The organism is Massilia violaceinigra, from assembly GCF_002752675.1.
In the GTDB taxonomy this organism is placed as follows: Bacteria; Pseudomonadota; Gammaproteobacteria; order Burkholderiales; family Burkholderiaceae_D; genus Telluria_A; species Telluria_A violaceinigra.
In genome coordinates this window covers 5,478,397-5,502,473 of the sequence record NZ_CP024608.1, presented here as the reverse complement: position 1 = coordinate 5,502,473, position 24,077 = coordinate 5,478,397, and the positions used below count along the sequence as shown (strand labels likewise).

Sequence of the window (24,077 nt, the reverse complement as noted above, 5' to 3'; positions counted from 1 at the left end):
CATGCCAATCTTTGGCGAAAGGAATCACATGGCGATTGTCGCAAGAAGTCTGTCGAACAGTTTCAAGGCGTTCTTTGCGTCGAGCAAAGCCGGATGCATTGTCCTCATCGTTTGCACTGTGGTGTCACTCGTACTCGCCAACTCCCCCGTCGGCGGCGACTACCTGCAGTTCTGGCACCTCAAACTGGCCGGCCTGAGCATCGAGCACTGGATCAACGATGCGCTGATGGCCATCTTCTTCCTGTTGATCGGTCTGGAACTGGAGCGCGAGCTGTATAACGGCGAGCTGTCCAACTTTAAAAACGCGCTGCTCCCCATCGTGGCGGCGGTGGGCGGCATTTGCGTGCCGGCGCTGATCCACTTCGGTTTCAATAATGGCTCGCCCACGCAGGCCGGCATCGGCATTCCGATGGCGACCGATATCGCCTTCGCCCTGGGTGTGCTGGCCTTGCTGGGCAGCCGCGTGCCGGCATCGCTCAAGATTTTCCTGACCGCGCTGGCCGTCATGGACGACCTGGGCGCGATCATCGTGATTGCCGTGTTCTATACCGCCCAGCTGTCGGTGCCGTATCTGCTGGCGGCCGTGGCCATGTTCGGGCTGCTGGTCTGCATGAACCGCGTTCTGCGCATCATGGCGCTGGCGCCGTACCTGGTGGGTGGCGCCGTCATGTGGGTGCTGATGCTCAAGTCGGGCGTGCATGCGACGATTGCGGGCGTGCTGCTGGCCTTCGCCATTCCGTTCTCCGCGAAGCAGGACGACCAGGCATCGCCATCGCACCGGCTTGAACATATCCTGCACAAGCCAGTTGCGTTTATCATTTTGCCGATCTTCGCCCTGGCCAATACCGGCATTCTCATTGCGTCCGGCTGGACCCAGGAGCTGATGTCGGCCAATAGCCTCGGCATTCTCGCCGGCCTGCTGATCGGCAAGCCGCTGGGAATCACCTTGTTCTGTTTCGCGGCGGTGGCAATGGGCATGTGCCGGCTCCCGCTCGACCTCGGCTGGCGCCATGTATTCGGCGCGGGGCTGCTGGGCGGTATCGGCTTTACGATGTCGATCTTCATTACCAATCTGGCGTTCGTCGGCCAGCCCGAGGTGGTGAACGCGTCGAAGATGGCGATTCTGCTGGCCTCCCTGATTGCCGGCGTGATCGGTTTCGCGTGGCTGACCATGTTCGGCAAACCCCAGGCTAATGACAGCGATCCGGATACCCTCGATTTCGACGACGGCGCGTCCGTGGAGTCGACGCGGAAATCGGCAACGCAGTGATCGGAGAGACTATCAATTTCTTATTGGAAATAATAGAATGCGGTGCATGCTTGTTCAATCGACAAAGTTGCCACCGCAAGGGATTACCTGTTCATGAAAACGTCCGCCGCACTCCTGATGTTTGTTGGCATGGCGCTCGGCGCCGCCAATGCACCGGCACAAACGCCGGCTAAAAAAAGCGGCCCTGCTGCGAAGGCGGGAGATCGCTCCTTCGCCCCGGTGCACTGGGATCCGGCATTGCCGCCCACGGCCTACGCCCGCAACGATCCGAAACAGGTGTTCGCCTGGGTCAAACGCAAGATCGATGCGGTGCCGGGCAAGATCGACGAATTTTCGAGCAGCGCGGACCGCGAGGCGAACGCCGCCGCCGTGGCAGCGGCGATGAGCGCGGTCGCACCGATTGCCTTCCTGACCAAATGCGAGGCGGAGTACGACGCCGAGCGCCAGGCGTTTATGGTCAAACAGAAGACGACTGCCTTCCGCGACTCCTTGCTCAAGCAGCCCGACGCCAAAGCGCTGACGCTGCGCAAGCTGGTCCTGAGGTCCGATATAATCGAGAGCAGCAAATCCGCCACGCAGAATGCTTATGGCGCGAGGAGCATGGTGACGTACACGCAGTTGTCGGAGCTCGCGCTGGGTGTTCCGGCAGGTGCGATGTACGAACCGGCTGGGGCAGTGGTTCGCGGCAACTATACCGCCACGGTCATGCCCTACGCCTACGAATTCATTCACTACACCACCGCCGTTTCCATGCCGGCCGCCGAGGCGCGCGCGAAGAAAAGCCCGTTCGGGTGTATTGCCGTGGCGTCGCTGGAAGCGCCCTACCTGTTCAGCTACGAGGAACGTGAGTCAACGACACACATCGCGCCTTCCCTCGACGTGATCTATGGCACCGGGCTGCTTGGCAGGCTCGACCGTGTGCAAGTCTACGACAAGGCCAGCGGCAAAATCTACGCCACGCACGAGCGCGACGGGCTGTAACTGGATTCAACACGCCCTTGCGCAAAATGTGCAAGTGCAATATATTGAAGCCATGAACCCGCACAACGCCCCTCCCCTTCGCACCCGCCCGGCACTCGATGCCGCCGCCGGCCTGCGCCTGGACGCGGGTGTTGCACGAATTATCCGAGCGACCACACACGTCGCTCGCTTTCGTGTTTCGGTCGTCGGATAAATTTCAAGCGAGCACTTGGCGGTAATTCGCGAAGCGTTCCGCGCAAGTCTCATCCAGCTTTGCTCCCGACTTTATCGGAGCACTTCATGCATACCTCGTTTTCCCCATCGCACGACCACGCCACCAGCACGCCCGCCGCCCCAGAATATGCCGTGCGGCTGAACCAGCCGGCCTTCTGGAATACCCCCAGCCCGGCCATGGAAGAGCGCCTGCTGGCCCACTGGCGCGCCACCGGCCAGCGCCAGCAGCTCGATGCCGCGCGCCGAGCTAAACCGCGCTACTGGCTGCTCGACGGTCCGCCTTACGCCAACGGCGACGCCCATCTGGGCCATCTGCTCAACAAAACGCTCAAGGATGTGCACGCCCGCTATGCCAGCGTGTGCGGCCAGCGGGTCACCTGGCGTGCCGGGTGGGATTGCCACGGACTGCCGCTCGAACTGGCGGTCGAAAAGCGTCACGGCGCGCGCGCCAAGGACGACGCGCCCCTCTTCATGCAGCAGTGCCGCGATGAAGCGACGCGCTGGAAGGATCAGCAGGCGCTATCGATGTCGCGCGCCGGGGTGATGGCGGACCTGGACCAGCCCTGGCTGACCATGGACCCCGAGCGCGAGGCGGCCTCGCTGTCGCTATTGCTCGAGATGTGGCAGGCCGGCCTGCTGGTGGAACGGCATTCGCCCGTGCACTGGTGCCCGGCGTGCCAAAGCGCGCTCGCCGCCAGCGAACTGGAAAAAACCACCCGCGAGCGCATGGAGACCTTCTTCAGCGTGCCGTTCTCGCCCGCCTCCTGCCAGGCGCTGGGACAAGGAGCGCGCCAGAACGGGGCGGCCTGGCCGGCCGGCCCGCTGCGCCTGCTGTCCTGGACCACCACCCCGTGGACACTCTGGGCCAATGCCGGTTTCGGCCACCCCCAGGCGGGAGCGCTAAGCGTCGCCACGCTCCATAGCGGCCTGCGCGTCGTGCTCGCGGTGCAGGCGCGTGACCGTTTGCTGCGCGATTACCCGGCGATGTTCAGTCACGCCGGCCACGAATTCGATGGTGCGCTCGACTTCTCCCAGCTCGGCGCGCTGCGGCTGGCGGCCGTCAGTCCGCTCACCGGCCTCGCGGCGCCCCTGCTGGCGGCGGCGTTTGCCAGCGAAAGCGAAGGCTCCGGCTTCGTGCACCTGGCGCCGGCGTTCGGGCCGGACGACTTCGTGCTCCACGAAACCGATGGCGTGCGCCTCGACTGCCATGTCGGCAAGGATGGCCGCCTGATGGACGTCGGCACCGTCGCCATGCCGGACGCGCTGCGTGGCGCCACGCTGGAAGTGGCGTCGCAGGTGTCATGCGACTTGCTGGCGCAATCCGGCCGGCTGGTGCACGTCGAGCGCAGGAGCGTTGAAACCACGATGTGCTGGCGCCACAAGAAGCCGGTGTTCTACCGCGCCAGCCAGCAGTGGGCGCTCGATTTGCACAAACCCTTCGGCGGCTGCCCGGAGGCACTGGCGCAGCGCGCCATGGCCGCACTCGGGCACACCGTGTTCGTACCGGACGAAAAGGCACGCGCGCCGCTGGCCCTCATGATGTCGACGCGCCGCTTCTGGACCTTGTCGCGCGACCGCCTGTGGGGTTTACCGCTGCCGTTCTTCCGCCATGAGGCGAGCGGCGAACTGCATCCCGACACCGCCGCCATGTGGCGAGAGCTGGTGCAGCGCGTGCGCAGTGGCGGTGTCGAAGCCTGGCAAACCTTCGACACCCCGCCCGGCTACACAAAGAGTACCCAGAGCGTCGATGTCTGGTTCGACGCCGGCGCCGCCTGGCACAGCGCGGCCGAAGATGGCTGCGGCCAGGCCGACCTGGCGGTCGAAGGCCAGGACCAGACGCGCGGCTGGTTCCTGTCTTCGTTCCTGCTGCACGCCTTCAAAAGCGACCTGCCGCCTTTCAAAAAGGTGATGACGCACCGGTTCGTCGTCGATGAAAAAGGCATGAAGTTTTCCAAGTCCGACGGCGGCACGCCGGATCACAAGGCGCTGTTCGCCAAGTGCGGCGCCGATGTGTTCCGTCTGTGGGTCTGCAGCCAGGACGTGGGCGACGAGATGAAATGGTCCGGCACCTCGCTCAAACAGGCCACGCAGGACGCCAAGGACTGGCGCAGCTTCCTGCGCTTTCATCTGGCGAACATGCAGGACGATCCCGCTGCTCCTCGTCCGGACAGCCTGCGTGAGCTCGACCGCCTGGCGCTGCGCAAATTGCAGGAGGCGCGGCACCAGTGGCACGCATGCATGGAGGGTGGCCGCTTCTACCAGGCGCTCACCTGCCTTGCGCAGTTCCGCCAGTGGGCCAGTGCGGAGTGGTTCGAGCTGTCCAAGCGCACCTTGTACTGCGCGAAAAGCGGCAGCGCGGCGCTGGTGAGCGTGCAATGGGCGCTGCGCGAATCGTTCTTGCTGTGCGCGCAGATGCTGGCGACGGTGATGCCGTTCGCCTGCGAGGAAGCGTACCTGGCGTGGCCCGGCCACCCTCGCGCGTCGCTGTTCCTGCACGAACTTCCGGAAAAGGAGGAGCAGCCCTGCATGGACCCGGCGCTGCGCCGCACCGACGCGATGCTGGCCTGGCGCCGCTCGCTGCAGCCGCTGGTCGAACGCGCGCGCGGCCTGGTCGACAAGGGCATGCCCGTGTGCCTGGCGTTCCAGGGCGACCATGACCCGCAAAGCGAAGAACAGCTTCGCGCACTGTTCCCCGGTTGTTTCGTAGTGCAGGGAGGCGAGGCGAACGCGCTCGACGCGTGGGAAGACGGTCCCGCCGGCGACGCGCTGCCAGTCCGTGCCGGCAAGAGCGCCGTTCGCCCGCACCGGTGCGGCCGCTGCCGCGACTACGTGAGTGTGGCGCTCGGTGAACGAGGGCTGTGCCACCAGTGCGCCGAGGAGGTAGCGCACTAAACACGGCCCCAGTTGCGCGCTGCTGACTAAAGAAGCCTGTCAATACAGTGCATCGTTGAAAAGCAGCGCGCACAAGGCTACCTTTGGTGCTCCCTCACCGCTGGAGAGACGCATGACCTACCAACGCACGGCGGGCATCCGCCTGCTTGCCCGCTTGACCGCCCTGATGGCGGCCCTGACGCTGCCCGCTCAATCGCACGCGGCCGACAACGACACCTGCACCGTCAATCAGCAAACCTGGCCGCTATGCGTCAACGATAACGATGGCTGGGGCGTCGAACGCGGTAATTACTGCATCGCGCGCAGCTTTTGCACCAGCATGCCGCCGGCGGCCACCCGTAGCGCGCCGGTCGACAACAACGCGAACGCCAAAACGCGTGCGGTGTTCAGCTATCTGCGCAGCGTGTGGGGCAAGCAGGTCATCGCCGGCCAGGCCGACCTGACCTGGAAAGACTCGATCGACATGGCCGAACGGGTACGCGCCGATACCGGCAAGTCCCCTGCGCTGATGGGCTACGATTTCATGAATTATGGGCTGACGGCCAATTGGGTTGAAGGCCGGCGCCAGACCGAAGAAGCGATCGCCTTTGCCGGCAAAGGTGGCCTGGTCACCTTCGCGTGGCACTGGCGCGACCCGGCGTTGCTGAAAACGGCCCAGGTCAACAACGCCAACTTCTATGCGCGCGAGAGCGACGCCAGCAAAAACACCAATTTCATGATTCCCATGGCCCATGGGGCGCTCGACAAAAGCAGCCCGGCGTACCAGCAGATCAACGACGGCATCGATATGGTGGCGGTGGAGCTCAAAAAGCTGTCCGATGCGGGGGTGACCGTGCTGTGGCGGCCCTTGCATGAAGCGTCGGGCTACAAGGGCGATGGCTGGTTCTGGTGGGGCCGCACCCGTACCGACGGCGTGCCGCAGGCGTACGCGAACATCCTTCTGTGGCGCCACATGTTCGACCGCCTGGTGCACCGGCATGGCCTGCATAACCTGATCTGGGTGTGGAACGGGCAGGATCCGGCGTGGTATCCGGGCGACGACGTGGTCGACATCGTCAGCCACGATATTTACGACGGCAGCGACAACAAGACCTACGGCTCGCAGCTGGCGACCTACCAGCAGGCGTTGAACACGCCGGTGGAACGCAAACCGGTCGCCCTGAGCGAAAACAGCTTCATCCCCGATCCGGACAAGATCGCCGCGGACAAGGCCTGGTGGCTGTGGTTCATGGTGTGGAACGACGGCGACGGCCCGGCCGGCGTCACCAGTCCGAATAACTTCTGGACCGGCGAGTATTACAACACCAATGCGCACAAGCGCAAGGTGTACAGCCATCCGAACGTGATCACGCTGGACAAGCTGCCGCGTTTTTGATCAGTGCATGTCGGTCGCGTCGAGGAAGGCCTGGACCATCGCTTCGAGGCCGACGCGGTCTTCTTCGCTGAAGCGGTTCAGCAGCGGGCTGTCGATGTCGAACACGCCGTACAGCTGGCCGTCCTTGAGCAGAGGGATGACGATTTCGGCGTTCGAGGCGCTGTCGCAGGCGATGTGGCCCTCGAACGCGTGCACGTCGGCGACCACGATGGTGCGGCGCTCCTGTGCGGAGGTGCCGCACACGCCACGGCCCAGGGGAATGCGCGCGCACGCGACCTTGCCCTGGAATGGGCCGACCAGCAGTTCTTGGGCGCCCTCCTTTTTGCCCGGACGGAGCAGGTAGAAACCGGCCCAGTTCAGGTCCGGGATAGTGGAGTACACCAGGGCGGCGAATTGCGACGCGTTGGCGGTCAGGTCGCGCTCGCCGTCAAGAATGCTGCTCACTTGGCGCGCGAGAAGAGAATAGTCACCTGTGTTGCTGGAAATGTCGGAGTGCATACGGCTGGCTGTTTGTCCGGTTAATGTGAAAGAAAGCGATGGATTGCGGGCGGCTGCATTGTAACGCGTGTCGCCAGGGATACTGTATCGAAGCTAGGGTGGACATGGAGAGCATCGGTCGGCGCAATGCGCTGTTTCAAGGCCTCGCTCCGGTTAGCCGCTTGCTGAAGCAAGGCATCCGCGTGAGGGGCCGATAGAGGCCGAATCTGAAACGGAATTCCTTAACGAACTATTTTTCCAGAATCCCGTGTTCTCCCCTCATTGTCGGATGTCTGACTCTGAGACACGGCACTGTGGGCTGGAATCGCGTACCGTTCGCGCAGTTTTCTCAGTGCCCCTGAGGCTTCGAGATGCTTGATGCCGTTGGCCAGGACGCGCAGCCAGGTCGCGCTGCGGCTGTCTTCGCGCGCGAAGCCAATCGTCAAGGGCAGTGCTTGCTTCAAGCATCCAGCTTGTCTAAGCTGCGCGGTCACACCCAGCTTGCGTGCTTGAAGGCCCACGACGGCTTCGTGCTCGAGCATGACCAAAAAGCGTCCGGCGAGCATTTTTTGCAGATTGGTCGTACCGGCCTTGGCGCCATGGGAAAAGTCGAGCGCATGGCGGTCTGCGCGCCGGGCCACGATATAGGCGTCCATGGCCCCGTCGTCATAACCGTAGTCGGCGATGACGCCGACGGTAATGCCTGCGAGCGAGCGCTAGTCGCGATAGGCCCATTTCTCGTTCGCGCGAGTATAGAAGCAGGCCCTGGAGTAGGCTATTGGTGCGCTCAGGCGCAACCTGTCGTCGACCGGTGGAGCGTAGACGCCTTCGATATCGCCGGTGCGCGTTTCGCGCATGGCCCGGTTCAGCGGCATCAGGACCGGCTCGACCAGATAGCCGGCGGCGCCCATCGCCTGCAACGTGGCATCCACGAGATAGCCTCCGGTGAGTTTTCCGTCCGTCGCACAGACAAACGGACACCATTCGTCCGACGCCATACGGATCACGCCGCTGGCGGCGGCAGGTACGGGAAGTATCAGCACAGCGACCAGGCTGAAACAGAAGGGGGTGTCGCACACAAATGACATGGTCTCACTTCACTCGGGGATATGGTAAGGATTCCTTCGTGTTGGCGCTGGCGCCGACCAGGTTGGCAGCAAGGCCCGCACCGGCTTTTTCTCGCCATGGCTAGCCGACCTCCCCCTGCGGCCATGTCTGGTCGGACGGCTTCGGCCATCTTGAAAACGCCGACCTCCCGCATCAGCTTACCAGCCTGTTCCCGGGCGGCGCAAGCTTGGCGCGAAACCGGGAAGCTATCCAACAACGGCATGCTGCGATACTTGCCGCCCACCTTGCAGCTAATTGCCATTCAGAATAGCGTCGCGCCAGTGCGCCAGGAAGATTCGCTCGATTAAGTCGCACTTTGAAACTAATCTTGAAATTTCGCTGGTTCGTCGAGTCGAATGAAAAATAGCTTGCGGTTTCATTTTGAAACTAAGTACAATGCAAACATGTCAACTCAATCCAACCTTCCTCAGGAGCCCAGCGTGAATGACGTCATCTGCACCGTCGACACCGTCCTGCTCACCCTTGCCGACGACGGCTTGGCGGTCGCCCTGCTCAAGCGCGAACGCGAGCCGTACAAAGGTGTGGCCGCCCTGCCCGGCGGCTACATCCACACCGATAAAGACCGCCACGGATTCGACGCCGCCCTGCGCGTGCTCAAGACCAAAACCGGCATCGACGTGCCCTATCTCGAACAGTTGGCCGCCTTCTCCGGCGCGGCGCGCGATCCGCGCGGCTGGTCGGTGTCGCTCGCCTATTACGCGCTGGTGCCGCACGCGGTCATCGCCGCGGCGGGCCATCCGGGCGTGAAGCTGGTCGGCGTCGACCGCCTGCCCACCCTGCCCTTCGATCACGCCACGATCGTGGCGGCGGCGGTCGAGCGGCTGCGCAGCAAGAGCCAGTATTCGTCGCTGCCATGCTTTCTGGTCGGCGAGCTGTTCACGCTGCCGCAGTTGCAGCGCGTGTATGAAGCGCTGATGGGCGAACCGCTGAACAAGGTGAGCTTTCGCCGCAAGATGGCCGAGCTGGACGTGCTGGAAGCGGCCGAAGGACACATGGATGCGTCGAGCCCCAGCCGCCCGGCGCAGTTGTACCGGCTGCGGCCGCAATTTCGCGACCGCCTCGGGCTGCTCAAGCGCGGCCTCTGACCAATCAACCAAGGAGAACACGATCATGGCCATTATCGACAGGGTGAAGTGGGACGGCAGAGCGAGCCAGCTGGCATGGAAATACCCCTCGCAGGAGCTTTCGACGATGACGCAGCTGATCGTCAACGCGTCGCAGGTCGCCTTCGTGGTGCGCGACGGCGTGTACGAAGGCCCGTTCGGCGCCGGCCGCCACACGCTTTCCACCGGCAACATGCCCTTGCTGCGCAAGCTGGTGGGCCTGCCGTTCGGCGGCCAGTCGCCGTTTTCTGCCGAAGTCTGGTTCGTGAACCTGGCCACCACGCTCGACGTACGCTGGGGCACGCCGGACCCGATCCAGCTGCAGGACCCGAAATTCGGCATCATGGTGCCGGTGCGCGCCTTCGGCCAGTACGCCATCGAGGTGGCCGATCCCAAGCTGTTTTTGATGAAACTGGTCGGCACCGCGCGCAGCATGGATGCGGCCACCCTGGCCGACTATTTCCGCGCCATGAACACCACGCGTATCAAAACCGCGATTGCCGGTGCGATCAGCGCCAGCGGCGTATCGGTGCTGGAGATTTCGACCCGGCTCGATTCCTTGTCCGCCACGATCGGCGAGGCGCTGGCCGGCGAGACCGCCCAGTACGGCGTGGCGCTGACCCAGTTCAGCATCGAATCGATCAACGTGCCCGAGACCGACAGCGCCGTCCAGAAGCTCAAGGCGGCCCTGGCGCGGCGCGCCGAAATGAACATCATCGGCTTCGACTACCAGGAAGAACGCCGTTTCGACGTGCTGCATGCGGCCGCCCGCAACGAAGGCAGCGCCGGCACGGTGCTCGGCGCCGGCATGGGCTTCGCCCTGGGCGGCACGCTAGGCGCGAGCGTCGGCCGGATGGCGGGAGCGATCGCGCCCGACGCGCCGGCCCAGCGCATGGCACTGCTGCGCGACCTGGCGGCGCTGCGCGAGCAGAACATTCTGACCGACGCCGAATTCGACGCCGAGAAAAAACGCATCCTGGCTTGACGTCGACATGACTCCGCTCACCCTACTCTGTCCGCAGTGCGGCAGCCCGCTGCCCCGGCAGGCGCTGTGGCGCATCGTCACCTGCACGTATTGCGGGGCGGACGTGACGCGCAGCGAAGACCTGGTCCGCGCCGCCGATTTTCGTGAGGCGTACCTGCGCTCGCGGGCCGGCGACAGCGACGCCGACATCGCCTGCGGGGGCCAGCGCTACAAGACCATCGCCCACCTGGGTGCCGGCGGCAGCGCCACACTGGCGCTGGCCGAGCGTAGCGGCGCCATGCCACGGCGCGTGGTGCTGAAAATCGCCCACGCCGGTGCGCCCTCCGGCCAGCTGGCGCGCGAAAAGGCGATTCTCGACCAGTTGCAGGACGACGGCGTGCCCGGCGCCGCCTATTTCACCCAGCGCCTGCCGCAGGCAGTCGCCGTGGGCAGCAGCGCCAGCGCGGACGGCCAGCAGCGCGAGGTACTGGTGCTGCGCCACCCCACGGGATTCTGGGGCAGCCTGGCCGACGTGCGGCTTGCGTATGGACGCGCGATCGACGCGCGCCACGCCGTGTGGATGTGGCGCCGCGTGCTTGAAGTGCTGGCCTACGTCCACGCCGGCGGCTGGAGCCACGGCCGCCTGGTGCCCGAACACCTGCTGGTGCATCCGGCCGACCACGGCGTGCTGATTATCGGCTGGTCCGGCGCGCGCCGCAGCCGGCACGATGGCGGAGCCGCCCAGGGGCGCGACCTGATGCAGCTGGCCTGGGCGATGCGCGCCATGCTGGCGGATGCACCCGGCGAGCCCGCCATCTCGCGCGCCACGCCGCCACCGCTGGCACGCCTGCTGGAACGTGCCAGCCTCGATGCCGCATGGTGCGCGGCGCTGGGCGCGGAAGGCATGCGCCAGGCGGTCGGCAGCGCAGCGAAAGACGCTTTCGGTCCGGCCAGATTCATCGACTTCAGTCCCACCCCATCAGCCTAGACAAACAAAGGAACCATCATGGGTCAAGGTAATTACTCCCACGCTGCGCACGCAGCACTGGTCGCCGACCGCGCGTCGGCATCCCGCAACGAGGTGTTCACCCAGCGCGGATGCCACCCGCTGATGAATCCCCACGGCCTGAAAATCCGCGAATCGCGCGACAGCGGCGACCATCCGAATTCGCTGGGAATCGTGTTCGCGCTCGACGTCACCGGGTCGATGGGCGACATCCCGCAAAGCCTGGCCACCAAGGAACTGCCCACCTTCATGGCTTTGCTCAACGCGGTCGGCGTCGCCGATCCGCAACTGCTGTTTATGGCCATCGGCGACGCCACGTCCGATCATGCGCCGCTGCAGGTGGGCCAGTTCGAGTCGACCGCGGAGCTGATGGACCAGTGGCTCACCTGGAGCTACCTGGAGGGCGGCGGCGGTGGCAGCGGCGAAGAGAGCTACGAACTGGCCTTTTACATGGTGGCGCAGCATACCGACATGGATTGCTGGGTCAAGCGGCGCAAGAAAGGCTACCTGTTCATCACCGGCGACGAGCTGCCGTATCCGGCGGTGTCGCGCCACCAGATCGGCAGCCTGGTGGGCGACACGCTCGACGCGGATGTGCCGATCGCCGAAGCCATCGCCGCGGCGGCCGAAACGTATCACGTGTTTTTCCTGATTCCCGACCTGGGCCGGCGTGGCCGCTGCGAAAAGCGCTGGCGCGACCTGCTGGGCGACCATGTCATCTGCATGGAGGAGCCGGGCGACGCCTGCGCGGTGGCCGCCGCCATCGTCGGCCTGACCGAGCGCGCGATTCCCGACATGGATGCGCTGGTGGCCACGCTGGAGGCCAACGCCATCGCGCCGCAGCGCGTGTCGGCCATCGTGCGTGCCCTGCGTCCGTACGCCGACCTGCTCGACCCGAATGCCGCCACGCGGATGCACGTCCCCGCGGCGGGCACGCCGGCAGCTCCGTCGGCGTGGTGGAAGCGCATGTTCGCATAAGGATGGCCATGTCTTCGACCCGTCTGGTGTCCCTGCTGGGGCTTGGCTTTGGCGATTGCGGCAAGGGCCTGTTCACCGATTATCTGTGCCGGCACTGGGGCGCGCATACGGTGGTGCGTTTCAACGGCGGCGCCCAGGCCGGCCACAATGTGGTGCTGCCCGACGGCCGGCATCACACCTTCGCGCAGTTCGGCGCGGGCAGCTTCGTGCCGGGCGTGGTCACCTTGCTGGCCTACCCGGTCATCGTGCATCCGACCGCGCTGCTGGTGGAAGACGCGTACCTGCGCCGTGCCGGGGTGGATGACGCCCTTGCGCGCATCCTGATCGATGGCCGCTGCCGTGTCACCACGCCGTTTCACCAGGCGGCGGGACGCATGCGCGAACTGCGGCGCGGGAAGGCGGCGCACGGCAGCTGCGGGGTCGGCGTGGGCGAGACGGCCGGCCATGGCATCGATCATCCGGAGCAGATTGTGCATTACGCGGACCTGATGCAGCCGGCAGTGGCGCTGGCGAAGCTGGAACTGATGCGCCGCACGCTACGCGCCGCATTCGGGCAGCGTTGCGCCGAGCCGGCCAACCAGAATGCATACGACGCCGAACTGGCGGTACTGGATGACGCAAATATGGCCACGCGCTGGCTCGAGCGCGTGGCGGAGCTGGTGCGCCAAGTGCCACCGGCCGCGCATGCGCGGGTGGCGGAGCGGCTGCACCTGCCCGGCTGCGTGCTGTTCGAGGGTGCGCAGGGCGTGCTGCTCGACGAATGGCGCGGTTTTCACCCGCATACGACGTGGAGCAGCATTCATCCGGCGTCGGTGCAGGCGGTGGCCACGGACGCCGGCCAGCACGCGCGCATCGAACACCTGGGCATCCTGCGTTCGTACATGACGCGCCACGGCAACGGGCCGCTGCCGACGCACGATGCGCGGCTCGACCACTTGCCCGAGCCGCACAATGCGTCCGATGGCTGGCAAGGGCGCTTCCGGCGCGGCCATCCTGATGCACTGCTGCTGCGCTACGCGTTGCAGGTGGCGGGACCGCTCGACGGCCTGCTGGTCAGTCACCTCGATGTATTCGGGCGCGAACGCGCCCTGCGCTGGTGCACCGCCTATGACGCCGATGCGGTGGACGATGCTTTATGCGTGCGCGATCCGCATTCGGGTCGGATCAGTGCGATCCTGCCCGGCGCCCGACGCGATCTGGCGCATCAGGAGCGGCTGGGACACTTGCTTGCGCGCGCCACCCCGCGCTATGCGGACGAGCGCGTGGCCGACGCCGGGTCGTTCGTGGCGCAGCTCGAAGCGCTGTCGGGTTTGCCGGTCCTGTTGGGTTCGTATGGACCAACTCATGAGACGGTCAGGCAGCACCGCTACGCCGCTGAGGCATATCGGCGTAGCGACAGTGCCGTCCCCCGCCAGTGCGGGGGTGACTGCTCATCCGCTTAAACGTTGACGCCGAACGAGGATGCCAGAGGACCCAGGCCGCCGGTGAAGCCCTGGCCGACCGCGCGAAATTTCCAGTCGCCGGCATGGCGGTAGACTTCGCCGAAAATCATGGCCGCTTCGGTCGAGCCGTCTTCGGACAAATCGAAACGCGCGATTTCCGCGTTGTCGGCGGCATTGATACAGCGAATGAATGCATTCGATACCATGCCGAAGTTCTGCTTGCGCACGGCGGCGTCGTGGATGGTGACGCACACCGAAATCTTTTCGATGTCGGCAGGTACACGGCTCAGTTCGACGGTGATGCTTTCGTCGTCGCCATCGCCCGCACCGGTGCGGTTGTCGCCGGAGTGCGTCACGCTGCCATCGACGGACTTGAGGTTGTTATAAAAAATCATGTCGGTGTCGGTGCGGACTTTACCGTCGGCCTTCAACAAGAACACCGATCCGTCGAGGTCGAACTCGACGCCGCTGGTGGACCGGGCATCCCAGCCCAGACCGATTACCATTTTCGTCAGGCCGGGCGCTTCCTTGCTCAGGTTGACGTTGCCACCCTTGGTCAGACTAATTGCCATTCTAAATTCTCCTGTTTTAATGACTGCACGAGTCGTCATTATAGGTGCTCCGCACGCGGGACAGGAGGCGGCCTTAAAAAAGCGCGGGGCTGCGCCGGCCTTACTGCGCTTTCAGGTAGTCGAGCAGGTCGAGTCGATCTTCCCTGGTCAGCGGCGGCACGGTTTTATCGCCTTTCGTGACGGCGACCATGCCGTATTCGTGGCCGGCGTTGCTGTTGCCTGGCAGCCGGGTGTCGAACGTGAAGCCGTCGTAGCCTTGGCTTCGCATTCCCACCTTGACGGGATCGAATTCGCGTGAGCCGACCTGAAATTTGACGGGCCGGCATTCGGCCTGCTTGTCCTCGGCCGGACACTGCGCCGGCAGCAGCAGGTCGTACAATGTCGGCACCGAGCCGTTGTGCAGATAGGGCGCCGTGGCCCAGATGCCGTTCAGCGCCCGCCCCTTGTAGGCACGCAAGGACGCGTAGGGGGCGACGGTGGTGTCGATCGTGTAGTTGCCCTGCTTGTTTGACGCCTTGATCTCGTTGCCGAAGAAGGCTTTGGCCATGTTGCGCAGCCATTCGGCCCAGCGCTGCACGAACGACTTGTCGGGATCGCGCGTTTCCAGCACGCTGGTGGTGGCTTTGGTGAGCAAAGCGGCGATCGGCGCCTTTTTGTCGAGCAGGATGCTGCCCACGCCCGCGCCGACGTATTGGTTGCGCAAAATGCCGGAGTAGCCCAGGTACTTGACGCTGTTGTCAGCCATGGTGGGATCGGTGCCCACTTCCTCGACCTTCGACATGTAGGCGACGATGCGCCGCTCGGGCGAGCTGCGATCGATGCTGGCGTGGCAGCTGGCGCAGTGGTTATTAAACAGGCGCTCGCCGCGCAGCACCCGCGCTGCGTCGATCGAGGCGGCGCCGAACACGCTGCGTGGCCATTGGGGGGACTGCAGCGAAGCCAGACGGCTCTCAATCAGGCGCAAGTTCTCCACGTTGACGGAGGAGTCGAAGCGGATCGTGCTCTGTTTGAAACCCTGGCCGGCCAGCAGCGAAGACAGCGAATAGGTATCCGCTTCGTGCCAGTCGAGCGTGCCGAACACGCCGATCACTTCGCCGGCGTTGCGGCCCAGCGGTCCCAGGCCGGCATTGTTGCCGATCCCATTCCACTGGACCACGTCGTGCTGGGGCACGTCCCACAAGAAGGGATAGCTGACGGGCGCGTCGGCCTTGATGAACAGTTCGCGCTTGAGCCAGGCGATGTCGCGGGGCGTCCTGGCGACCCGTGCGATGACCTGGTCGCGCTGGGCCGAGCTGAGGGTGTTCCCGATCCCGGCCAGGGCCTCGGCAACCTGCTCCGGCGTGAAAATGTTGCGCAGCACGGCTTCAAGCTGGCTTCGGTTGAGCAAGTGTTGCAGGGTACGGTTGTAGATGCGGCCAAATGCGTCCAGGCGCGCGTAACCATAGTCGGTGGCGCTGTGGTTGATGGTGTTGTAGCTGACCAGGCGCTGGGTGTAGACCCCGACGTCCTTGACGATGTCGTCGGCGCTGGCATACTCGCCGCGCGCCAGCACCGCCTTGACGAAGCGCTCCCGGACCGCCGCATCGTCGCGCACCGTCTGCATCGCCGTGGTGAGGGAGGTGAGGAAGCCGACCATATCGGCGCCGCCCGGTCCGCCGTCGATGCGCATGCCCAGTCCGCGGTAGTTGATCTGCGCTGTGTGGCAGGCGGCGCAGGTCACGCCCAGGTAGTTCTTGTTGAGATAGCCGTCCTTGACGAAGCCGACCGGCAGCGCGTCCGGATTGGATGCCGTTGCCCGTTGCGGCAGGTAGCGCAAGCGGTTCATGTGCTCATTGGCCCGGAACGGGGGCGCTGCAGCCAGGGGCGTTGAGCCCGGCTGTTCGAGCGCCATGAAGAAGTCGTAAGGCAGCAGGTTCGAGCCCTGCGTCGTGGTGTAGAACCACAGGCTGTCCTGCGGCTGCCAGTTTTGTTCGAGGTAAGTCACCTTGGTGAAACTGTCGCCGAACACGTCATGGGCGACGGTGGCGGCGCCCCGTCCAGGGTCGGCGTCCGATGCCTGCTGGTGGCGGAACAGCGACAGTGCCAGCGGCGGCACGACGATTACCAGGAGCAGGACGAGCACGATGGCGAGTAGCCAGTGCTTCAAGGAGCGGCGAACCATGGTCAAGTACCTCCCGCGGGGTGGGCTTGCGTACCGAAACAACATGCCGTTTCATGGTACGCCCGGCAGGCGGGCGGCACAATCCTATCTGAACTACCAGCTCGAAGAAGATCCGGGCTTGTGCACGAGTACCGTTGAATCAGGCCATGGTTGCCCTGAGGCATAGCTCCGTCATTCCCGTCAGCACGGGAATCCACTCCCGACCATCATTTCTCGCGGTCGTGTTTGCCGGCACGACGCGCTTGTGGCGGGTCCTGCCGCTGACTTGACCTGAGCAAGGTACCGGCGGCGTTGTCCTCGAAACGGCCGGCTTCTTCTATATAGCCTTGCACGGTGCCGTCGTGGCGCCAGCCGCCCTGGCGTTTGATGTCGCGAAAGTTGGCGCCGGCGCGGTGCGCGCTGGTGGCCATGCCGCGCCGCAGGCTATGGCTGGAGAGGTCGGGAACGTAGTCCAGTCCGGCAAGCCGCGCACATTGTTCGAGGATGGTGTTGACGCTGCCTTCGTGAAGTGCGGCCGCGGACACCTCGCCCCATTTGCTGATCGGGCGAAACAGCGGGCCGCTGGCGATGCCGGCCGCATCGAGCCAGTTGCGCAGCGCCGTCGCCGGGCAGCAGGCGCCGTCACCGTAGGGAATCGCCTTGACGATGCCCTCCCCCATCTGGTCGGTCTTCGAGCGCGGCAGGGTGATGGTCATCCCTTCCGCTTGCAGGCCGATGTGGCTCACGTCGATGGCCACGAGCTCGCTGCGGCGTAATCCTCCGAAAAATCCGATCTGCAGCAGGGCGTTGTCGCGCGCGGCTTTCAGCGTGGCCAGGTTGGCGAGTTGCGCGACGATGCGCTCCAGGTCTTCCACCGGGAGGGCCTTGGCCTTCTTCTTTGGCTTGCCATTGGTGCGCGTGATGCCGGCCAGGGTTTTGCGGACGGTGGGCGTGGACGCGGGGTCGGCAAAGCCCTGGTGCACGTGCCACTGCGACAGCGCGGTCAGGCGCAGCGCGAGCGTGCGCGGATTGAGCGAGGCCGCGAACGCCAGCAGGTAGCGGATCATCGTTGGCTCGTCGGCAGGCAGCACGCCGCCCCACGAAAGGTAATGCTTGATGGCCGAGCGGTAAGTGCGGCGCGTGTTTTCCGAGGTGGCGGCGGCGAGGAAGGCGCGGTGCTGCGCACTCAGTTCCGCATCGAGGGGCGTAACGGCGTTACGCAGCGGTGCTATAGCACTTGCGGGCGCTGCAGAGACGGGAATGACATCATCAGACATGGCGAGACGCGGGAAAACGCGATTTGTAACGGGTATTACGCAGCATATCACGGCAGGACGGCGGATAACTCACGATAACAACACTTATCGTGATCAAGGTAAACGAGAAATCGATATACGTCATAACGTAATATAGGGTAATATTACGTAATACGTAATACGTTATCTTATTCAGGAGTCCCCAAATGGCACGTGCCGGCATCCTCTATTCCCATGTCGCAGCCGCCGCTGCCGGTCTCGCTGCCGATAACAAGAACCCCACCGTCGACACCGTCCGCGAAGCCCTTGGCGGTACGGGCAGCAAAAGCACGATCGCGCCCATGCTCAAGCGGTGGAAGGAAGAACACCAGCAGGCGCCCTCGCCCGCCGCGCCCGGCGTGCCGCCAAGCTTGCTGCAGGCGGTCAAGGGGGTGTATGAGTCGATCAAAACGGATTTCCAGCAGAATCTGGACGTGGAAAAGCTCGCCCACGCGGCCGGGCTTGAGCAGCTCGCCGACCTGCTGCAACAGTCGCGCACGGAACAGGCCGCGCTGGAACAGCGCGTGAAGGCGCTTGAAACTGACCTCGACAGTGCAAACACCACCATCGCGCAGGCCCGCCAGGCCAACCACCTGCTGACGGTCGACTTGGCCGGTGCCCGCAGCGAACAGGCCGGTCTGCAGCAGCGCCTCGCCGACCGTGCCGCGGAGGTTGCCTCGCTCAACGCCCAGCTGACCCAGGCGCGCGCCCAGTTCGACCATTACCACGAAGCCACCGCTGCCCAGCGCGCCGAGGAACGCCAGGGCTTTGAACAGCGCGCCGCCCTGGTCGACCGGGAATTGGTGACCTTGCGCCAGCAATTGCTGCACCACAAAGGCCAGGCCGCGCAGCTAGCCGGCCAGCTATCCCAGGCCGGGGCCGAAAACGCCCGCCTGCACCAGGTTGCCGAGGCCGCGCGCAGCGAGGCGGCGCGCGAACGCACCGGTTCCGAACGCGCCGCGTTCCAGGTGGCAGCTCTGTCCGCCCAGCTCGACAAGCTGCAGGCCGGGCACGATGCCATGCAGGGCGAACTCAGCGACTGCAAAATTGCCCTGGCGGTGCGGGCGCGCGAGTCGGAAATCGCCGCGTCGCGCCTTGCCAGCGCGGAAAGCGAAGCGCACACCGGGGCGCAGGAAAAGCACGCGCTGATGCGGCAACTGACCGTGCTCGAAACCGAGCTGCGCCAGGAACGGGATCTGGCCAGGCAACGTAAGGAAGAAGCGGGAAAACGGGAAACATAACGCGTCAGGCATGGCGGCGCGCGAACGGCTCTTTAATCATTTAGCAAAATTGCAGGCAGCCCATCGCGCGTCCACCGACGCGGTACAATCATCGTCCGTACGGCGGCCGGTGGCCGGTGGCATTGATCCGAAGGAGTCCCATGTCCGATAGCAAACCGACCTTTGTGCCCAAACGGCGCCAGTTCTGCGCCGGGGGCGTCAGTCTTGCGGCACTCGGATCGCTAAGCCTGAGCGCCTGCGGCGGCGGCGTGGACGACGCCGGCAGCACGATCAGCGTCACCGAATCGAAGCGTTCCGATGCGATCCGCCCTGCCGCGCCGCGCCGCTTCGTCCACCCCGGCCTGCTGCACACCGCCGCCGACTTCGAGCGCATGCGCGCCAAAGTCGGCGCCCACGCCGAACCATGGGCCAGCGCCTGGAAAGCACTGATCGCCAACGGCCGCTCCCAGCTCAACGCCGCGCCGCGTCCTCTGAAAACCGTCATCCGCGGCGGCGAGGGACAAAACTTCGCGCAGATGTACATCGACATCGCCCGTGCCTACCAGCTCGCGCTGCGCTGGAAAATCTCCGGCGACGTCGCCTGTGCCGAACGCGCCATCGCCTTCCTCAACGCCTGGTCGTCCACGCTCACCACCATCAGCGGCAACGCCGACCGCTTCCTCGCGGCCGGCATCTACGGCTACCAGTTCGCCAACGCCGCCGAAATCATGCGCACCTATGCCGGCTGGGCGGCGGCCGATGTCGCCCGCTTCCAGCACATGATGCTCACGGTGTTCTACCCGCTTAACCACCAGTTCCTGATCCAGCACAACGGCGCCGAGATCACCAACTACTGGGCCGCCTGGGACCAGTGCACGCTGGCCTCCATCCTCGCCATCGGCGTGCTGTGCGACCGTGAAGACCTGTACAACGAGGCGTTGAGCTACTACATGACGGGGCCCGGCAATGGCGCCAGCTCCCAGGCTGTTTACCACGTCCACCCCGGACACCTCGGCCAGTGGCAGGAAAGTGGCCGCGACCAGTGCCATGCCACGCTCGGCATCGGCCTGGCCGGCGTGTTCTGCGAAATGGCGTGGAACCAGGGCGACGACATGTACGGCTATGACAACAACCGCTTCCTGGCCGGTGCCGAATACGTCGCCAAATCCAACCTGCGCGATGGGGCCGGTGCCGAATACGTCGCCAAATCCAACCTGCGCGATGGGGCCGGTGCCTTCCATCCGGTGCCCTACACGCCCTACCGGAACATCAACGCCTACCAGCCAGTTTTGTCGCCCGAGTCGCAGGGAATCCGCCGTCCCGTATGGGAAATGGTGCACCAGCACTACGCCAACCGGCGCGGCCTGGCCGCCCCGTACACCGGTCTGCAGGCAGTACAAACGCGCCCCGAAGGCGATGGCGGCAACGGCGACCAGCTTGGTTTCGGCACCCTCACGTTTACCCGCGACCCCATGACCGGCAAGGTCCCGAGCGGCCTGACGGCGCGTCTGACTGCGGGAAAGGTTGTTCTCAGCTGGTGGGGCTGCGCCCATGCCAGCAGCTACACCGTCAAGCGCGCCACGGCCTTGGGCGGTCCGTACAAGGTGCTGGCCAGCGGCATCAGCGACCTGCTCAGTTACACCGATGCGGCCATGCCCGCCAGCGCCTTTTACTACGTGGTGACGGCGCATATCGCCGGCAAGGAAAGCGCGCCCTCCGCCGCGGCGCGCGTCGTCACGGGACTGACCCCGCACACGCGCCTGAAAATGGACGAAGCGGCAGGCACGGTAGTGGCGGACGCCAGCGGCAACGGCCACGCCGGCGCCCTGTCCAGGGGCGCCACATGGACGACAGGCCGCACCAGCAACGCAGTCGCGTTCGACGGGGTGGCCGGCCATGTGAGCCTGCCCCACAACCTCGTTGCGGACCTGGCCGACTTCACCGTGGCGACCTGGGTGTACCTGAATGCGTCCACGCCGTGGTCGCGCGTGTTCGACTTCGGCAGCGGACCGGGACACTACATGATGCTCACCCCGCGCAACAACAAGGGCGTGGTCCGCTTTGGCATCACGACCAATTTCCCTGCCGGCGAACAAGGCATTTCCGGCAACGCGGCGCTGCCCGTGGGACAGTGGGTGCACGTGGCGGTCACCTTGTCGGGCAGCACCGGCGTCTTGTACGTCAACGGCGTCGAAGTGGGCCGCAACAGCGCCCTGGCGCTGGCGCCGTTTCGTCTCGGACCGACCAACCAGAACTGGCTCGGCCGCTCGCAATTTCCGGCCGATCCCTGGTTGAACGGTAAAATCGACGACTTCCGCCTCTTCCACGGTGCTCTGAGTGCCGCCGAACTGGCCGCCCTCATGCGCACCTGACGCCAGAATGACTCCACACCACCCGCTCACCAGCGAGCACATCGACATCTGGCTGGTGTTCTACCAGACCATCACCGCCCCCGAACTGCAGGCGGCCCTGCTCGAGCTGCTCAACGACGCCGAGCGCCAGCAGCAAATCCGCTTCTACCGTCCGGACGACCGCCTGCGCTACCTGGCCACGCGCGCGCTGGTCCGCACCACCCTCTCGCGCTACGCCCCGCTGGCCCCGGCCGACTGGACCTTCATCCCCAACGAATACGGCCGCCCCGCCATCGGCAACGATCATGTCGAGGCCCGTTCGCTCAACTTCAACGTCTCGCACACGCGCGGCCTGATTGCGCTGGCAGTCGCGCGCGACCGCGTGCTGGGCGTCGACGTCGAAAACCTCGTCACGCGCCAGGTTTCCGGGGACATCGCCGAGCACTATTTCGCCCCGGCCGAAGTGGCGGAACTGGCTACCGTCCCCGAAGAACGGCACCAGGCCCGCTTCTTTGAATACTGGACCTTCAAGGAAGCCTACATCAAGGCGCGCGGCATGGGATTGTCGATTCCGCTCGACCGCTTCGGCTTCCATTTTGCGGACGAGCGCAGCGTCAGCCTCGCCGTCGACGCCGAACTGGGCGACGATGCCGCGCGCTGGCGCTTCTGGCAATTCCAGCCCACGCCCGACCACCTGCTCGCGCTGTGTGCGGAACGTCTCGACGGCGCCGTGCCGCTGGTGACCGTGCGCAGCGTGATGCCTACCGTATCCGACACGCCTTTCGCGTGGACCCTGCTGAAACGTTCATCATGACGACTTCCCCCAACCCGGTTGAAGCGCTCAGAGAGCAATTCCAGTCCGAAGACGGCTTCCTGGTCGAACTGCGCTGCTTCGCCCGCTGGAACAAGCCCGCGTTCGCGCGCCTCGTCGCCGCCATGCAGCGCTATCTGGAAAGCGCCGATCACGGCGACCAGCTGGAGCGCTGGATCGCCGAAGGATTCTGGCTGCACGACAGCATGGTCAAGGTACTTTCATCGTCCGTGGGATGTCGCGACGAGTTAGGCCAGCCCTACCTCGATGCCGCGTACCAGCGCCTGAGCGAACTGGCCTGCTGGTTCTTCACCGGCGAGTCGATCTCCCGGGAGGATACCGCTCTGGGCTATACTTGGACGGAATAGCTGGCTCGACAATGCATGTACCAGGTAACGAAAAATGAAGGCTCAGAGACCCGCACCAGGAAACGAGACGGCTGCCAGCTCGATGTTGGAGGCCGGCAATGGCGACAGATTGGTTCCTGGTGCCCTGACACATTCTTTCGTCGACAATCGACAAGTATCCTCTCAGCAAAATCGTCTCGCCCTGATCGCGCATGACAGTCCGCGGGTTTCCGCTCAGCGGATGATGGCGGACCGCATGCAACAGAGTCCGCGCCTGGCTGCGCAGCGCGCGCAAGTGGCGAGAATGGATAGCCTCCCGACGCAAAGTCCTGCGCAACGGGTTCCACCGCAGAAAGCTGATCTGCCAGACACGTCCGGCCTGTCAAGCGGGTCGTTGGGGTCCGCACTGCCAATTCAACGCCAAGCCTGGCATTCCGGCGAACAATTTGCCAAAGGCGTCATGAGCGTGAATTTGACCCCCGGCCAATCACGCACTGTTCCGGATCGGGACAGGAAGGCCCCTACCGTCGATGCGCTTGTATCCTACGCACCCAATGAGACCGCTCCCGATGCGGATCCCATTCGGCTGATCCAGATTGTGCGCGCAGCGAGTTCGGCAGATGATCAGGATATTTCCTTTAGTGATGCCAATGACGCTAAGGAGAAAAGGCGTGACAAGGCAAAAACGGCGAGCGCAGATGGCGTCGAAAAAGGCTGGTTTGTTGATCATACTGCTGAAGTACTGAAACCAAGATCCGTGGCGGGAAGCCCGAGTGTTCCCGATGCGTATGCCGATGCCAGCTTTGGACTGTCCCGCGATGCCGACGGAAAAGAAATAACGGCTCCTTATGTGGACATTCCGAACAGCGGGAACCAGCATGGCCGCAAACACAACAACGACATTACTCCTGCAACGCTCAAAGATCAGCCGGCATCGACAGCCCCGTATGATTTCAGGGCCGAGGTCGTTGCAAAGGGCCTGGAACAGGCAGGTGAGGAAGTCTATGGAACTGTCGCCTGGAGCTTTCGAACCATCAGCGGTGCGGGAGGGTACCAGGAGATCGTGCCCCAGCAGATACCGGAATTCAAGAACGCTCCGAGTGCGACTTTTAATGCGGCCGTCGACAAATACGATGAGGTATATCGAAATCCTGGCGCATCGACGTCACCGGAAAACATTAACGGTTTGAAGGCGGCGATACTCGATCCGCACAAGACGGAAGATGAAAGACAGCGGGCAAGAAACGAGTTGGAGGGCATCCTTGATATATTGGAAATCAATGCCACGTCGGATGAGTGGGATGAGTTAACAAATATTCGAATCAGCATACTAGAAATCGACGCGAAAATCGCTGCGCCTCCTGCAGCGGCAGCGGCCAACAATGCGGAAGAAAGTAAGGAGAAGGAGAAGGAGGAGAAGGAGGATGATGACTGGTCCGGATTCCAAAGCGCCGGCGCGACGGCGACTGAATCGGCCGGCAACGGCGCCGTCCTGGACGAGAATACCTGAAC

The 24,077-nt window shown here is 64.4% G+C and carries 20 protein-coding genes; 14 read left to right on the top strand and 6 right to left on the bottom strand.

What is annotated here, in order from left to right:
* Position 1 precedes the first annotated feature (1 nt).
* From nhaA to CR152_RS23725, 4 genes are all read left to right on the top strand, one after another.
* Positions 2–1,270 (top strand): Na+/H+ antiporter NhaA, encoded by a 1,269-nt coding sequence (gene nhaA / locus CR152_RS23740; RefSeq protein WP_307718593.1) that lies wholly within the window; start codon positions 2–4, stop codon positions 1,268–1,270.
* Between the two features lie 93 nt (positions 1,271–1,363).
* Positions 1,364–2,251, top strand: a complete 888-nt coding sequence (locus CR152_RS23735; RefSeq protein ID WP_157778698.1) for a hypothetical protein — start codon at positions 1,364–1,366, stop codon at positions 2,249–2,251.
* A gap of 279 nt (positions 2,252–2,530) precedes the next feature.
* Positions 2,531–5,356: a class I tRNA ligase family protein gene (locus CR152_RS23730; protein ID WP_099879113.1), complete on the top strand. Its 2,826-nt coding sequence runs from the start codon at positions 2,531–2,533 to the stop codon at positions 5,354–5,356.
* 112 nt (positions 5,357–5,468) lie between these two features.
* Positions 5,469–6,731, top strand: coding sequence for a glycosyl hydrolase (locus CR152_RS23725; RefSeq protein ID WP_099879111.1), 1,263 nt, complete (start codon positions 5,469–5,471; stop codon positions 6,729–6,731).
* Here CR152_RS23725 and msrC read toward each other — a convergent pair whose 3' ends face one another.
* The 3 genes from msrC to CR152_RS23710 form a co-directional block, all read right to left on the bottom strand.
* On the bottom strand, positions 6,732–7,229 hold the full coding sequence (gene msrC / locus CR152_RS23720; protein ID WP_099879109.1) for a free L-methionine (R)-S-oxide reductase MsrC: 498 nt from the start codon (positions 7,227–7,229) through the stop codon (positions 6,732–6,734).
* A 221-nt stretch (positions 7,230–7,450) separates the two neighbouring features.
* Positions 7,451–7,864, bottom strand: coding sequence for a transporter substrate-binding domain-containing protein (locus CR152_RS23715; protein WP_099879107.1), 414 nt, complete (start codon positions 7,862–7,864; stop codon positions 7,451–7,453).
* Between the two features lie 60 nt (positions 7,865–7,924).
* On the bottom strand, positions 7,925–8,296 hold the full coding sequence (locus CR152_RS23710; protein ID WP_099879105.1) for a type 2 periplasmic-binding domain-containing protein: 372 nt from the start codon (positions 8,294–8,296) through the stop codon (positions 7,925–7,927).
* 459 nt (positions 8,297–8,755) lie between these two features.
* Between CR152_RS23710 and CR152_RS23705 the strand changes: the two genes are divergently transcribed.
* From CR152_RS23705 to CR152_RS23685, 5 genes are read left to right on the top strand one after another with little or no spacing between them, the layout of a single operon-like run.
* Entirely contained in the window at positions 8,756–9,421 is a 666-nt protein-coding gene (locus tag CR152_RS23705) for an NUDIX hydrolase (protein WP_099879103.1), read from the top strand.
* Positions 9,422–9,446: 25 nt separating this feature from the next.
* Complete coding sequence (locus tag CR152_RS23700; RefSeq protein ID WP_157778697.1) at positions 9,447–10,424, top strand: SPFH domain-containing protein; 978 nt, start codon at positions 9,447–9,449, stop codon at positions 10,422–10,424.
* 7 nt (positions 10,425–10,431) lie between these two features.
* Positions 10,432–11,391, top strand: coding sequence for a lipopolysaccharide kinase InaA family protein (locus CR152_RS23695; protein ID WP_099879099.1), 960 nt, complete (start codon positions 10,432–10,434; stop codon positions 11,389–11,391).
* A gap of 18 nt (positions 11,392–11,409) precedes the next feature.
* Positions 11,410–12,387, top strand: coding sequence for a hypothetical protein (locus CR152_RS23690; protein WP_099879097.1), 978 nt, complete (start codon positions 11,410–11,412; stop codon positions 12,385–12,387).
* Between the two features lie 8 nt (positions 12,388–12,395).
* The gene (locus CR152_RS23685; protein ID WP_099882700.1) at positions 12,396–13,829 is read left to right on the top strand and encodes an adenylosuccinate synthetase; all 1,434 of its coding nucleotides are present in this window, start codon (positions 12,396–12,398) and stop codon (positions 13,827–13,829) included.
* Here CR152_RS23685 and CR152_RS23680 read toward each other — a convergent pair.
* The 3 genes from CR152_RS23680 to CR152_RS23670 all read right to left on the bottom strand — a co-directional run bounded on the left by CR152_RS23680 (position 13,826) and on the right by CR152_RS23670 (position 17,818).
* Complete coding sequence (locus CR152_RS23680) at positions 13,826–14,401, bottom strand: TerD family protein (protein WP_099879095.1); 576 nt, start codon at positions 14,399–14,401, stop codon at positions 13,826–13,828. The two genes, CR152_RS23685 and CR152_RS23680, sit on opposite strands and share 4 nt — an antisense overlap.
* 100 nt (positions 14,402–14,501) lie before the next feature.
* On the bottom strand, positions 14,502–16,562 hold the full coding sequence (locus tag CR152_RS23675; protein ID WP_099879093.1) for a di-heme-cytochrome C peroxidase: 2,061 nt from the start codon (positions 16,560–16,562) through the stop codon (positions 14,502–14,504).
* Between the two features lie 206 nt (positions 16,563–16,768).
* Positions 16,769–17,818 carry a site-specific integrase gene (locus CR152_RS23670; RefSeq protein WP_099879091.1) on the bottom strand — a complete coding sequence of 350 codons (1,050 nt, stop codon included), beginning with the start codon at positions 17,816–17,818 and terminating at the stop codon, positions 16,769–16,771.
* A gap of 185 nt (positions 17,819–18,003) precedes the next feature.
* On the opposite strand from CR152_RS23670, the gene CR152_RS23665 reads away from it, so the two are divergent.
* The 5 genes from CR152_RS23665 to CR152_RS23645 all read left to right on the top strand — a co-directional run bounded on the left by CR152_RS23665 (position 18,004) and on the right by CR152_RS23645 (position 24,075).
* The gene (locus tag CR152_RS23665; RefSeq protein ID WP_099879089.1) at positions 18,004–19,077 is read left to right on the top strand and encodes a DNA-binding protein; all 1,074 of its coding nucleotides are present in this window, start codon (positions 18,004–18,006) and stop codon (positions 19,075–19,077) included.
* 140 nt (positions 19,078–19,217) lie between these two features.
* Positions 19,218–21,428 carry a LamG-like jellyroll fold domain-containing protein gene (locus CR152_RS23660; protein ID WP_099879087.1) on the top strand — a complete coding sequence of 737 codons (2,211 nt, stop codon included), beginning with the start codon at positions 19,218–19,220 and terminating at the stop codon, positions 21,426–21,428.
* Between the two features lie 7 nt (positions 21,429–21,435).
* A complete protein-coding gene (locus tag CR152_RS23655; RefSeq protein WP_099879086.1) occupies positions 21,436–22,221 on the top strand; it encodes a 4'-phosphopantetheinyl transferase family protein in 786 nt (261 codons plus the stop codon).
* On the top strand, positions 22,218–22,586 hold the full coding sequence (locus CR152_RS23650) for a hypothetical protein (protein ID WP_099879084.1): 369 nt from the start codon (positions 22,218–22,220) through the stop codon (positions 22,584–22,586). Before CR152_RS23655 ends, CR152_RS23650 begins: the two co-directional genes overlap by 4 nt.
* Positions 22,587–22,620: 34 nt before the next feature.
* Positions 22,621–24,075, top strand: coding sequence for a hypothetical protein (locus CR152_RS23645; RefSeq protein ID WP_157778696.1), 1,455 nt, complete (start codon positions 22,621–22,623; stop codon positions 24,073–24,075).
* Positions 24,076–24,077 lie beyond the last annotated feature (2 nt).

What these genes read in the sequence shown, in the direction of transcription:
- CR152_RS23735 (WP_157778698.1), top strand. Translation starts at nt 1,364, where the DNA reads ATGAAAACGTCCGCCGCACTCCTGATGTTTGTTGGCATGGCGCTCGGC.
- CR152_RS23725 (WP_099879111.1), top strand. Translation starts at nt 5,469, where the DNA reads ATGACCTACCAACGCACGGCGGGCATCCGCCTGCTTGCCCGCTTGACC.
- CR152_RS23660 (WP_099879087.1), top strand. Translation starts at nt 19,218, where the DNA reads ATGTCCGATAGCAAACCGACCTTTGTGCCCAAACGGCGCCAGTTCTGC.
- CR152_RS23710 (WP_099879105.1), bottom strand. Translation starts at nt 8,296, where the DNA reads ATGTCATTTGTGTGCGACACCCCCTTCTGTTTCAGCCTGGTCGCTGTG.
- CR152_RS23645 (WP_157778696.1), top strand. Translation starts at nt 22,621, where the DNA reads ATGAAGGCTCAGAGACCCGCACCAGGAAACGAGACGGCTGCCAGCTCG.
- CR152_RS23690 (WP_099879097.1), top strand. Translation starts at nt 11,410, where the DNA reads ATGGGTCAAGGTAATTACTCCCACGCTGCGCACGCAGCACTGGTCGCC.
- CR152_RS23715 (WP_099879107.1), bottom strand. Translation starts at nt 7,864, where the DNA reads ATGGACGCCTATATCGTGGCCCGGCGCGCAGACCGCCATGCGCTCGAC.
- nhaA (WP_307718593.1), top strand. Translation starts at nt 2, where the DNA reads ATGCCAATCTTTGGCGAAAGGAATCACATGGCGATTGTCGCAAGAAGT.
- CR152_RS23680 (WP_099879095.1), bottom strand. Translation starts at nt 14,401, where the DNA reads ATGGCAATTAGTCTGACCAAGGGTGGCAACGTCAACCTGAGCAAGGAA.
- msrC (WP_099879109.1), bottom strand. Translation starts at nt 7,229, where the DNA reads ATGCACTCCGACATTTCCAGCAACACAGGTGACTATTCTCTTCTCGCG.
- CR152_RS23730 (WP_099879113.1), top strand. Translation starts at nt 2,531, where the DNA reads ATGCATACCTCGTTTTCCCCATCGCACGACCACGCCACCAGCACGCCC.
- CR152_RS23670 (WP_099879091.1), bottom strand. Translation starts at nt 17,818, where the DNA reads ATGTCTGATGATGTCATTCCCGTCTCTGCAGCGCCCGCAAGTGCTATA.
- CR152_RS23685 (WP_099882700.1), top strand. Translation starts at nt 12,396, where the DNA reads ATGTCTTCGACCCGTCTGGTGTCCCTGCTGGGGCTTGGCTTTGGCGAT.
- CR152_RS23700 (WP_157778697.1), top strand. Translation starts at nt 9,447, where the DNA reads ATGGCCATTATCGACAGGGTGAAGTGGGACGGCAGAGCGAGCCAGCTG.
- CR152_RS23655 (WP_099879086.1), top strand. Translation starts at nt 21,436, where the DNA reads ATGACTCCACACCACCCGCTCACCAGCGAGCACATCGACATCTGGCTG.
- CR152_RS23675 (WP_099879093.1), bottom strand. Translation starts at nt 16,562, where the DNA reads ATGGTTCGCCGCTCCTTGAAGCACTGGCTACTCGCCATCGTGCTCGTC.
- CR152_RS23650 (WP_099879084.1), top strand. Translation starts at nt 22,218, where the DNA reads ATGACGACTTCCCCCAACCCGGTTGAAGCGCTCAGAGAGCAATTCCAG.
- CR152_RS23665 (WP_099879089.1), top strand. Translation starts at nt 18,004, where the DNA reads ATGGCACGTGCCGGCATCCTCTATTCCCATGTCGCAGCCGCCGCTGCC.
- CR152_RS23695 (WP_099879099.1), top strand. Translation starts at nt 10,432, where the DNA reads ATGACTCCGCTCACCCTACTCTGTCCGCAGTGCGGCAGCCCGCTGCCC.